At 60.9% G+C, this 705-nt stretch carries 1 pseudogene; it reads left to right on the plus strand.

The features are described 5' to 3' along the window. Positions 1–559, plus strand: a pseudogene (locus NW837_RS14445) (hypothetical protein); the annotation flags it as partial. Between the last annotated feature and the right edge of the window lie 146 nt (positions 560–705).

The raw sequence follows: 705 nt of genomic DNA on the forward strand, positions 1-705 counted from the left end.
GCTGGGATTTTTGTATTTGCCCACCTGTTTTCCCCAGGCTCAGGCCCTGATGGACTACCGGGATCAAATCGGCAAGCGCCCCCCCTTGGCCACCTTGGAGCTGGTCTGGACACCCTACCAAGGCCCCTTTCACCTGGTGGCCGGGTACGTGCATCCGCCCACCGAGGCCACGATGCTGGAGCTGTTTGCCCTGCGGGAGATCCGGCAATTTACCACCGTCAAAGGTTTGGAAGGCAGTTGCGACCTGCCGCGGGAACGGGCGGCCATTCTCAACCAGGGCGGGAAACGGCTGCTCTTGAAGGCTCGCGATTGTCACTTGGCAGGCCCGGAGATCCCCTTCTCCGGAGAGAAAGAGCTGCTCCGGCAGATGCAGCAGGTGCTCAGCGGGGATCCCTGTGAACTCACCCCAGCCGTTCTCTGGAATGGGGGCAGCTATCTGTGGCTCCTCGGGCTTGCTCCATCCTTGCCAGAAGGGATCCAACAGGCGGAAGACCTGCTTCGCTCCGGACGGGTGATGGAGAAGCTGAAACAACTGATCCGGGTGATCGACCTCTCCTAGGGCTGGGATCCCCTGTTTCGATGACTAGAGTCAAGCTCTCCAGCCCAGGGAAAAAAGCCCCCCGGCCAGCTCCAGGGGGCAAGAAGGGAAAGGTTGGATCCTTCAGGGCAACAACTCTTCGATGGCCTCCTCCTTGGTGTTGGTGC

Source organism: Synechococcus sp. R6-10 (assembly GCF_047461815.1).
Taxonomy (GTDB): domain Bacteria; phylum Cyanobacteriota; class Cyanobacteriia; order Thermostichales; family Thermostichaceae; genus Thermostichus.